The sequence below is a fragment of the Pseudomonas syringae group sp. J309-1 genome (assembly GCF_032582135.1).
Taxonomy (GTDB): Bacteria; Pseudomonadota; Gammaproteobacteria; order Pseudomonadales; family Pseudomonadaceae; genus Aquipseudomonas; species Aquipseudomonas quasicaspiana.
Genome location: NZ_JAWHNU010000069.1, coordinates 19664 through 29160 on the forward strand (window position 1 = coordinate 19664; position 9497 = coordinate 29160).

A 9497-nucleotide genomic window follows, 5' to 3' on the forward strand; every position below is an offset into this window, starting at 1 on the left:
TTCATGAGGATTGCCACGCCAGAGGGCGGCAACTTGTCAGGGTTGAATATGACTGATCCAGATTTACAGCAAAGATAATGAAATCAACCGGATACGACAGTCCGATGGTTTACTCCACCGAAAGAATGTTAACAATACAGCTAAACGAGACTCAAGTGGATCCAAACACGTTAATTAGTTGGCGGATAGTTTCGATCAGATGTGTTGGCGATGAACATGCATCGCAATGGATGCCATGAGCAGCGGCCCACCGGGGGGCCGCGGAGGGAGTTAGCGTATCAAGGGCAGCGTGTGCTGGTTTGTTGCGACCAGACTGTTGCAGTTTTAGCGATGCTGTCCGCCAGTCGCGAAACTGCCCGTTGATGGGCGATAACCAGATTTTCCATGCCTTGGCCTGCCGGTTCGCGAATGATGCTGCTGCATGTCAGGCTCTGTCGTTTCGCGTCGTTGTTGCGCAAACCCAGCGTCCAGACAACATCAATCAGCGCATATTGGCTCAACACTGACTCAAAGCGGCGTACATCCGTACGGAGTGACAAGACGGGTTGTGCAGCGTCCTTCGGCAAACCCGCCATGTCGCGACTGCCAAAGCGACGCTCCAGCTGGCCTGTCAGCGCATCGTGGAACTCGTCACCCAATGGCGATCCCCAACGCTCGGCGTCCAGAATCGCCAGGCTGCCATTGCCCTGACGCACCACCAGCGGCGGTTGATCGACCTGAACCGCCATCAACACCGGGAGCATTTCGAACTGAAATGGAGCCGGGCTCGCGACCGTTTGTGGATTCGAAGCCATGGGGGCAATCAGTGTGTAGTAATGGGTCGGCGTCGAGGAGCAAGCGCTGAGTCCCAGCGCGGCTGCCAAGGCCATGAACTTCAGACGCAAACTCATTGTTGTGGCTCCAGGTCGATGGCACGAGATGATGAAGGGGCTTTGTAAGAGCCCGGCGCGGCATCGCCAGTACGGCCGCGGAGCAATGCTTCAGGATGACGACTGAGGAAGTCGGTCAGTACCCGGACCGAGCGCGCGGTGCGCTGCACCTCGTCCATGGCCTGGCCCAGTTGCTGACGTGCCGGAGAGTCTTCGGACAGCGTGTCATTCGCCGTGCCCAGTGTTTTCTTCGCCTGTTGCAGCGTGCCACGCATCTCTGGCAAGACCGTGCCGTTGACGGTTTTGAGGGTTTTTTGCAACTCACTCAAACTACCGTTGAGATTCTTCGCCAGATCATCGAGGGGCAACTTACTGATTTTCTCGACGAAGGCTTGTAACTGCTCCTGCAACTTGTCGAAGCTACCCGGAACGGTAGGGATTTCCAGTGGGCGGTTTTTAGGATTGAACACAACCTTTGGCGCTTTCGGATCGAAATCCATCGCGACGTATAGCTGGCCCGTCAGCAGGTTGCCCGTCCGGATCTGTGCACGCAGGCCTCGGGCAACAAACGCCCCAAGGATGCGTGCCGATTGTTCGTCAACGTCGCCGCTGCCGCCCAGTTGCTGGAGTTTCTCTTGCGCAGCGCCAAGGCGTTTGGGGTAGATCACCGCGCCGACTACGCCCGGAAATGTCTGGGTCGCGGGGTCGTAATCGAGATCAACGGACACTACGCGGCCAATGTTTACCCCAAGGAACTCCACCGGCGCATTGACGGCAAGACCTCTGAGGGACTGGTTGAAGCGCAGGCGGATGTAGTTCGGCTCACCATCGGGTGGGGCGAGGGCAGACGTCTGATCATCGAATATCTTGAACTCGGCATTTTCCTGTGCCGGTTTGGCGTCGGGACTCCAGTTCGGCTCGCGGAAGGCGATCCCGCCTGACAATATTGAAGCCACAGACTGCGTATCGATTTTCAGGCCCGCAGTGCCCACGGTGACGTCCACACCACTGGCGTTCCAGAAACGGGTGTCCGTAGAAATGTATTGATCATTGGGGGCGTTGATAAAGATCTGTATGTCGACGCCCTTGCCGTCCTTGGACAGCTCGTACGAGACAACTTGTCCCACCTGAATGCGCCGGTAGTAAACCGGCGAGCCGATGTCCAGTGAGCCAAGGTCGTCAGTATGCAGTTTGAAACGTTTGCCTTTTTCCCCGAAGGCCACAGGTGGGGGCGTTTCCAGTCCTTTGAAATCAGTCTTGGTTTTTTCTGACCTGCCGGCGTCGGCACCGATGAAGGCACCGGACAACAGCGTATCGACGCCCGATACGCCTTGTGCGCCAATCCGCGGACGTACGACCCAGAAGTTAGTGTCTTCCCTTGTGAACGGCCCCGCAGAGTTGTTCAGCTCGATCGTTGCCAGAACATGAGTCCGGTCTTCACTGAGCTTGATATCCGTGACCATGCCGATGACCACATTCTTGTACTTGACCTGGGTCTTGTTGGCATCCAGTCCCTCAGCCGTCAGAAAGCTCACAGTTATTTTGGGGCCGAGTGACATCCAGTTATTGACCGCCATGGAGATCCCGATAAGCGCGGCAACGATCGGCACCAGCCAGACCAGCGAAACACGCAGGCGCCGCCGTTTTATATCCGGGCGGCTCGGGGCCGATGAAGAAGGGGGGAGGGTATTGTCAGACATCTTCAACCTCTGCGTCCCAGATAAGCCGGGGATCGAAACTCATGGCGGCGAACATCGTCATCACCACTACCAGACCAAAAAACAGAATGCCGATTCTGGGCTCAATGGTGCTGAGCTCATTAAACTGCACAAGGGCGGCCACTAACGCCACCACCAACACGTCAAGCATCGACCAGTAGCCGATCAATTCGATAAACCGATACAGCTTTGCCCGCTCCCGCATGGCCCACGTACTGCGACGCTGGCAGGTAATGAGCAGCAAGCCGAGGACAAAGAATTTGATGCTGGGCACCACCACGCTGGCGATGAAGATAAGCAGCGCGATATCCCACGAGCCACTTTTAAAAAATTCAATGACCCCACTCATGATGGTGTTCTGGCTGCTGTTGCCAAACATCGTGGTGTACATCACAGGCAGGGCATTGGCCGGAATATAGAAAATCAGTCCGGCAATCAAAAACGCCCAGGTACGAGCAATACTATTGGGTTTGCGGGTATGAACCGGGGATTCACAACGCGGACATTCGTGGCTGTTCTCCGGGCAAGCGTAGCCGCAGATGTGACAAAGCGTCAGGCCGTGTTCGTGGGCGAAGGGTATGCCGTTCACTAACGTGGCACTCCCAGTTCGGTCCAGAGGCGACGCGTGTGTTTACCGGCGATCAGAATGATCAGGACCATCAGCATGGCCATGGCCCACAAGCCGACGCCTGCATGCACGTCGAGCATCCCCGACAGTTTCACGATCGCGACCAGGATGCCCAGCATGCAGACTTCCAGCATGCTCCACGGCCTTAGATGTTCCAGTGCACGCATGCACATCTTGAAGCCCGGAGCTAACTGGCCCTTTTGCGCATGGAGGAGCACCCAGAACAGCAGGATGATCTGCAGCATGGGGGCAAAGATGATCGAGAGGCCGGCAACCAGTGCAATCAACGTAATACGCCCTTGTGCCAGGGCCTCCACGGATGACCACAACGTGACCTCATTACTCAGGCCTTTCATGCTGATGCTGATCACCGGGAACAGGTTGGCAAAGACGAATAGCACTGCAGCGGCGATGGTCAATGCCAGTAATTGTTCAAGACTCAAGCGGTGAGCCCGCGCCAGAACCGCACCGCAACGCGCGCAAGACGCCGTCTCGCCCTTTTCCAGGGGAACAGCCTCGTACAGCGAATCACAATGTTCGCAGATGATCAGATCGTCAGAGGGTGTGGTGTCAGCCAAGGTGGTGCTCATCTACGCCGCGGGCCGGGGAGAATAACGCAAGAGAACGAAGGGCGAGAAGATACCCTTTTGACACGCATATGGCTCCATTTTTCAGCCGTTCCTTTTAATGGCATGAAAGATGGACCGCGGGCGCTGACTGACGTTCACATGCCAATAAGCCATTATTGCTGGCTGACTCTTCCTGATGCTGGTCAAGCCGATCTTTGATGTTCATCAGGACGAGGCTTGAAGTTCAGATTGCGATGGGAGGCGCGTAACAAATGCTCTCCAGACGTTTGAGCTCGGCTGCAAGAAAGTCACTGGCAGCCTGGACACTGAGCGGTCTGGCAAAAAAGTAGCCTTGCAAAAGGTGGCAGCCAAGGGCGCGCAATTGCTCGATCTGCTCTTGGGTTTCAACGCCCTCGGCAACAATTTCGAGACCCAGGTTGATCGCCAGCCCAATAGCGGTAGCGCAAATCTCCAGATCCTTGCCGCCTTTGCCGATGTCGCGGACAAAGCTGCGATCAAGTTTGAAGGCATGCACCGGCAAGACTCGCAGATAACCCAGCGATGAATAGCCCGTACCAAAATCGTCGATTGATAAGCGCACGCCCAGTCGACGCAGATCGGCAAGCCGCTCGATCGAGCGCTCGGGATCCTGCATGAGCACCGACTCGGTAATCTCCAGTTCCAGATGATGGCCCTGCAGATTGTGCCGCACCAGCGCACTGGTGACCGTCGCTTCAAGTTCGCTGACCAGCAACTGCTGAACTGACAGATTGACCGCCACTTTAAGGTCGGTGAAACCCATGGCGTGCCAGCGGGCGAGCTGCTCGCAGGCGGTTTCGATAACCCATGCACCCATGTCGGCAATGATGCCCATGGATTCTGCAACCTGGATGAATCGATCCGGCATGACCAGACCGTAATCCGGATGCTGCCAGCGGATGAGTGCTTCAAGGCATACAGTCCGGCCATCCGAAGCCAGCACCTGGGGTTGATAGCACAGGAAAAACTGTCCTTTTTCAAGGGCCAGGCCAAGCGCTGCCTCGAAATCAACCCGTTCTTGAATGTTTTCTTTCATGGCAGGGTGATAGACCCGCAAGTTGCCTGGGCCAAAGCTCTTGGCCTCGTGCAGTGCCAGTTCGGCAGCGCCGAGGATATCCTCGGGCTGGCAGGCATCATCCGGGAATACTGCGACCCCGGCACTGGACGTTATTTTCAGCTGGCTGCCTGCAATGTCGAAAGATGACGCCAGGGCCTTGGACAGTTTTTCCTGCAAACGAGCAACGCCATTTTCGTTTTTGACTCCGCTGGCGCCCACTAACAATTGATCAGTGCCGACCCGCGCAATGAGGTCGCTGTCGCGCGTGGTGAGTTGCAGGCGTTGTGCAATCTTGACCAGCAACTGGTCGCCTGCCTTGTGTCCACGCGTGCCATTGATGATTCCCATCTGATCAAGCTCTAGCAGGAAAACCACGAGCCTGGTTTGATTCTGTTTATTGACGGCTATCAAGCTTTGCAGCCTGACCAATGCTCCGGCACGATTAGGCAACTCAGTCTGGGCATCGTTGTGAAGGGCATGCTCGAAGCGCTTGTTAGCGATCCGGTGGCTGTAGATCTCCTGTTCAAGCGCCCGATCAGTACGTGCTTTTTCTCGTCGGCTTCTGGAAACCCTCGCCTTGACCATCACAGAAAACCAGACCGCCAGAAACAGAAAGCCGAACGCCCCCAGATAAGGCACTTTGACGACTCCGGTATCGGCCAGACTGGTCAGGACGGTAGAGCTCAGCAACAGGACAATGGACGTCCAGATCACGATATTCGAGAGCGGCCCCGCCTGCTTTCTGATTCTGAGTGAAAACAGGGTGATCCAGATCAGCAGAGTGAACGACAGCAGGCGTATGACCTGATAAATCGCCGACGGCTCGCCAGACAGGATGAACAGCTGTTCGCCCCAGGCAGTCGTGCTCAAGCCGTAGGAGTGCAAGTGTTCGAAGCGATAACCCAATGGGTTGTAGGCGTTGTAGGCAATTGCAAAAGCGGCCACGCCAGCGACCAGCCAGGAGGCCCTGTAAGCGCTGGGTCTGTTTTCCAGCGCGGCAATCAGGTAGCTGCTCAGCGGGACCAGTAACAGCGAGAAAAAGTTGACCCATTTGTGGGCTGACAGTGCCGCCTGAGCTGTGTGTGCTGAGTACTGAACGGCACAGGCGACCTGAAACAATGCAAACACCAGACAGGTTGCGGAAAACATGACGCAGGCTCGGGTGTAACCACTGTTGCGGGCCAGTAACGCGGCATTGAACGCGCCCATGACCAATATTCCCGTGGAAATGAAATACAGAGCAAGGATGGGTGCGATCATTTCGTCCTCTGAACTGGATCGGCACACCAGCAACGACAAGGTCGGAATGGAAGGCTGCGGGATGGGATCCGATCCCTAGGATAGCATCAATTAGCCATTACTTGTTTTGCTTGTTAAACATGGTGTGCATTCATATTTGCACAGAACCCAGTGGGAGCTGAGCTTGCTCGCGATGTGGACACTGCTGTTGTTCAGTCAGACCGCGTTATCGTTCATCGCGAGCAAGCTCGGCTCCTATCAAAAAAAAATATAACTATCTGATTTGGAATGCTTTTTACTGTAGGAGTGAGCTTGCTCGCGATAGCTCCAGTACAGGCAATATATTCATCGACTGACAGGCCGAATCGCGAGCAATGTGGATCGCCACCCCGGTCACTCCTACAGGGTCCGTGTTTGCTGCGCGACAGCGTGGTGTCAGGGACACCGGGGCGACTCCCACAGGTCCTGCGCAGACCCGGGAGGGCGTCCGGCCAGCCCGGCCAGCTCAAAGTTTCCCCGGCTTTGCCCGTTTCTGAAGGTAGCTCAGCAACGTTTTCGCCTCTTCAGGAATGTTGTGCTCATCGAAAGAAATGCAAACCGCGTTCGTGTCGTCCTCAATCGTGATCTCATACTGCTTCTGGTCACGGGCGTGCTCCGAACCCGCATCGGTGGATTTTTGCAGGCCGCGTTCCTCCATCAGACGCTTCACTTGTTCAACCAATGGCTGTTCAAGTTCAGCCATGTTCACCTCGCAGCTTTTGACCGCGCCGACAAATCCCCCGGACTGCACGTAACAGACTCTCATGATGGTGTTCCTCAGTATCAAACGTTGATGCCGACCTTTTTCCAGGCTGCCTTGACGGCCTTTTTCGCGGCTGTGCCGTATTGCTTGCCGCCCGCGACCTGTACGCTGATCCTCGCACAGTCTGCGAACTGACTGTTGCTCTGCAACTGCAACAAGGTTTCATACCAGATCCTGCCAGCCACTTCCCAGGCATTCCCGCCCAGCGCCTTGGCCGCCAGCACAAACGCCCGATTGGCGATGCCCGAGTTGATGTGTACGCCGCCGTTATCCTTGGGGCCTGTGTAAAGGCCCGCCATGCTGTCGGGTTGCGGGTCATCGCCCAGGTCCGGATCGTTCACGTACGCTGTACCCGGGTTCTCCATATCGCGGATGCCGCGACGTGTAGGGGCTGGGACCAATAGCTCCTTACCGATCACCCAACTCGATTCTTCAGCGCTGGTGCCTTCTTTCCACTGACGGACCAGAATCCCGAACACATCGGCAAAATGTTCGTTGAGTGCGCCTGACTGTCCCTGATAACTCAGGTTGCTGGTGAAAGACTGTACGCCGTGGGTCAGCTCATGGCCGATGACTTCCAGACTGCCGGTGAAACGCTTGAACACTTCGCCGTCGCCATCACCGTAGGCCATTTGCTCGCCATTCCAGAACGCGTTGTTCATGGGCACGAAGCCCCCCTCAAAATCCACCTCGGCGACATGGACGGAGGAAATCAACGTCATGCCGTTGTCGTCTAGCGAATTGCGGCCAAACAGCTCTTCATAAAAGTCATAAACATCGCCTGAACCATTGAAAGCTTCGTCCATAGCGGCGTCAGCTGTGTCCAGCTGGCCTTCCGAGCGGCCAAGCGTACCGGGCAGCTTATTGGTGCCCTTTGCGTCGTAAACCAGTCGATTCTTCTTACCGTCCGGCGATTTGCTTGCAAGCAATGTCGGCATGGCCCGTGCTGAGCTTCGGAAAGCGACAAAGGCCGAACTGCTGGCCAGATTGGTGATCGCCAAAGCCCTGACTCGTGCGTGAGGCGACTGGGCCAGATGCTCGAGCATGTAAGGGGGGACGATGCAATGCAGCGGATTTCGATGGCACATGCGTGAAACTCCCTGAGCAGTGTTACAAAACCGTAACGGACTCTTTTTGGGCAGCGCCCGTGCCCACGATGTTCCGCCCGTTCGCCGGAGAGCGCTGTTGAACCTCGATTGCCGCTGAAAAACGGCAGGTCCAATCGTTAGAATTTGTAACTGCGGTATCAGTCTTTGAGAGATGCGCGCCAGCCAGGCCTGACTGACGGGGTGATCTATAGCATTCGTTGCTGCCAGAGAGCGACGAAGTGTCGCCAGCGTGAATGGACCGTTGTCGATGGCAGCAATGCTAAACTTGCGCCCACTTTTGAGAGGAGCAAGCAGACGTGCGCAATTTGGCAATGATGATAGCGGTGCTGGCACTGGCTGGCTGCGATGCCGACAAGTCGACTCCACCCGCGCCCAAGGTGCAGGCGACGACTGCAGTACAAGCCCCGCAGGCTGCCCCGCAATGGGAAATCCAGATCAATGCCAATGAGGCACTGAGCGATATCAGCGCCTGGTTGCTTGAGCGCAGCTATCCGCCTTATCTGGTGACGATCGATGGCAAGCAGCAATTGCTGATCGGACCTTACCCAAGCCAGGAACGCGCCGAAGAAATCCGCACTGAGCTGCTGGCTAAAATCGCCAAATCCCACCGCAAAGCCGCCCCGGTGGTCATTCAGCGGGTGCCGTCCTGACGGCTATTCAGCTGTCGCCGTGAATGTAGCAAGACACTGGATGATCGCTGTGACACCCTCGGTTCACGTGCTTCGAATCATTCGATGCGTGAACCGGGAAGAGCTGTTATGGACGAAATTCAAAGATTGGGCGAGTTACTGAGCGCCAATCAACGCAATGAAGAACATAAGCACCAGCAATTCCACACCGGCCTGGCGCAATGGCAGGCCAGCATTCTGAAACTTTACGAGCAGATCGAAGCGTGGCTCAAGCCGCTGACCGACAGTGGCCAGATCACCGTGGAGTTCGAGCCGCATCTTGCACAAAGCAAAGGTTATCCCGACGAAAACTCTCCGTTTCGCACTCAGCGCATGACGCTGTCGATTGCGGGGCGGCAGGTAGCCTTGATTCCTGACGCGATGGGGGCGAAAGGGCTGGTGTCGATTTCGGCCACAGGGTTGAGCCCGCATGCGCAGGAGCAGGTGTCGCTGATCTGTGTGGATGCTACGCAAGGTGTGCAGTGGATGGAGAAGAAACGCATTGGTGTGAAGGAGTCTGAAGCGGTGCCTTTTACGGCGGATCATTTTGCCAGGCAGTTGCAGGCGTTGGTGCCGGGGAGTTCGGTTTAGGTCTTGTGTGTATATCCGGTGTTGGGTGATGGCTCATATTGGTTGCGCTTTTACAGCGCCTCACTTTTGAAAGGAGCCGGAAGCCGGCCCAGCCAAAAGTAACCAAAAGGCTCTTGCCCCACCACTTGGCACCTCGCTGTCGCTCGGCATACCCGTAATCCGACATTGCTGCGTGGGGCCGCCGCCACCGGCCATCCATGGCCTGAGG

At 56.2% G+C, this 9497-nt stretch carries 9 protein-coding genes; 2 read left to right on the plus strand and 7 right to left on the minus strand.

The genetic code is table 11. From position 1 onward, the window contains the following. Nucleotides 1-278: 278 nt before the first annotated feature. From RX972_RS25745 to RX972_RS25775, 7 genes are all read right to left on the minus strand, one after another. On the minus strand, nucleotides 279-890 hold the full coding sequence (locus tag RX972_RS25745; protein ID WP_316879676.1) for a PqiC family protein: 612 nt from the start codon (nucleotides 888-890) through the stop codon (nucleotides 279-281). Further along, nucleotides 887-2569: an intermembrane transport protein PqiB gene (locus RX972_RS25750; protein WP_316879678.1), complete on the minus strand. Its 1683-nt coding sequence runs from the start codon at nucleotides 2567-2569 to the stop codon at nucleotides 887-889. Before RX972_RS25750 ends, RX972_RS25745 begins: the two co-directional genes overlap by 4 nt. Further along, nucleotides 2562-3176, minus strand: coding sequence for a paraquat-inducible protein A (locus tag RX972_RS25755; RefSeq protein ID WP_027900796.1), 615 nt, complete (start codon nucleotides 3174-3176; stop codon nucleotides 2562-2564). Before RX972_RS25755 ends, RX972_RS25750 begins: the two co-directional genes overlap by 8 nt. Next, a complete protein-coding gene (locus RX972_RS25760; protein ID WP_316879681.1) occupies nucleotides 3176-3805 on the minus strand; it encodes a paraquat-inducible protein A in 630 nt (209 codons plus the stop codon). Before RX972_RS25760 ends, RX972_RS25755 begins: the two co-directional genes overlap by 1 nt. Nucleotides 3806-4028: 223 nt before the next feature. Continuing rightward, complete coding sequence (locus RX972_RS25765) at nucleotides 4029-6140, minus strand: bifunctional diguanylate cyclase/phosphodiesterase (RefSeq protein WP_316879683.1); 2112 nt, start codon at nucleotides 6138-6140, stop codon at nucleotides 4029-4031. A gap of 484 nt (nucleotides 6141-6624) precedes the next feature. After that, nucleotides 6625-6924 (minus strand): protealysin inhibitor emfourin, encoded by a 300-nt coding sequence (locus RX972_RS25770; protein WP_316879685.1) that lies wholly within the window; start codon nucleotides 6922-6924, stop codon nucleotides 6625-6627. 17 nt (nucleotides 6925-6941) lie between these two features. Further along, nucleotides 6942-8009 carry a M4 family metallopeptidase gene (locus tag RX972_RS25775; RefSeq protein ID WP_316879687.1) on the minus strand — a complete coding sequence of 356 codons (1068 nt, stop codon included), beginning with the start codon at nucleotides 8007-8009 and terminating at the stop codon, nucleotides 6942-6944. Nucleotides 8010-8326: 317 nt separating this feature from the next. Here RX972_RS25775 and RX972_RS25780 point away from each other — a divergent pair, with 317 nt between their 5' ends. Then, nucleotides 8327-8680, plus strand: a complete 354-nt coding sequence (locus RX972_RS25780) for an SPOR domain-containing protein (RefSeq protein ID WP_122398449.1) — start codon at nucleotides 8327-8329, stop codon at nucleotides 8678-8680. A 108-nt stretch (nucleotides 8681-8788) separates the two neighbouring features. After that, a complete protein-coding gene (locus RX972_RS25785) occupies nucleotides 8789-9289 on the plus strand; it encodes a hypothetical protein (protein ID WP_027900801.1) in 501 nt (166 codons plus the stop codon). Nucleotides 9290-9497: the final 208 nt, after the last annotated feature.

Coding starts and splice junctions, on each gene's coding strand:
- RX972_RS25750 (WP_316879678.1), bottom strand. CDS start 2,569: ATGTCTGACAATACCCTCCCCCCTTCTTCATCGGCCCCGAGCCGCCCG.
- RX972_RS25785 (WP_027900801.1), top strand. CDS start 8,789: ATGGACGAAATTCAAAGATTGGGCGAGTTACTGAGCGCCAATCAACGC.
- RX972_RS25745 (WP_316879676.1), bottom strand. CDS start 890: ATGAGTTTGCGTCTGAAGTTCATGGCCTTGGCAGCCGCGCTGGGACTC.
- RX972_RS25770 (WP_316879685.1), bottom strand. CDS start 6,924: ATGAGAGTCTGTTACGTGCAGTCCGGGGGATTTGTCGGCGCGGTCAAA.
- RX972_RS25760 (WP_316879681.1), bottom strand. CDS start 3,805: ATGAGCACCACCTTGGCTGACACCACACCCTCTGACGATCTGATCATC.
- RX972_RS25775 (WP_316879687.1), bottom strand. CDS start 8,009: ATGTGCCATCGAAATCCGCTGCATTGCATCGTCCCCCCTTACATGCTC.
- RX972_RS25765 (WP_316879683.1), bottom strand. CDS start 6,140: ATGATCGCACCCATCCTTGCTCTGTATTTCATTTCCACGGGAATATTG.